Raw genomic sequence first — 595 nt, forward strand, 5'->3', positions numbered from 1 at the left:
GCGGCGGGCGCCGGGGCGGGCTCAGCGGCAGCGGCGGGGGCCTCGGCGGCGGCCGGAGCCGCGGCCTCGGCCGGGGCGCCGGAGCCGTCGTCGATGATCGCCAGCTCCGAGCCGACCTCGACCGTCTCGTCCTCGGCCACCTTGATGGAGGCGAGGATGCCGGACGCGGGGGCCGGGATCTCGGTGTCGACCTTGTCGGTGGAGACCTCGAGCAGCGGCTCGTCGACCTCCACACGTTCACCTTCGGCCTTGAGCCAGCGGGTGACGGTGCCCTCGGACACGCTCTCGCCGAGCGCCGGCAGGGTTACGGAAACCGCCATGGTGCGGTTGCTCCTTACGGGTAGTGGGGTGGTGGTGCGCTCGGGACTCAGTCGTGCGAGTGCAGCGGCTTGCCGGCCAGGGCCAGGTGGGCCTCGCCCAGAGCCTCGTTCTGCGTCGGGTGCGCGTGGATGAGCTGCGCGACCTCGGCGGGCAGGGCCTCCCAGTTGTAGATCAGCTGGGCTTCGCCGACCTGCTCGCCCATGCGGTCGCCGACCATGTGGACGCCGACCACGGCACCGTCCTTGACCTGGACGAGCTTGATCTCGCCCGCGGT

The 595-nt window shown here is 72.4% G+C and carries 2 protein-coding genes; both read right to left on the minus strand.

Translation table 11 applies throughout. The features are described 5' to 3' along the window. Window positions 1-320 (minus strand): biotin/lipoyl-containing protein (locus JNW98_RS35025; protein ID WP_308015705.1); only part of this gene is annotated, 320 nt, incomplete at its 3' end. A 47-nt stretch (window positions 321-367) separates the two neighbouring features. Further along, window positions 368-595: oxidoreductase dimerization domain-containing protein (locus JNW98_RS35030; RefSeq protein ID WP_504755631.1), on the minus strand; the 228-nt coding region annotated here is incomplete at its 5' end.

Source organism: Streptomyces huiliensis (genome assembly GCF_020037025.1).
GTDB lineage: Bacteria > Actinomycetota > Actinomycetes > Streptomycetales > Streptomycetaceae > Streptomyces > Streptomyces huiliensis.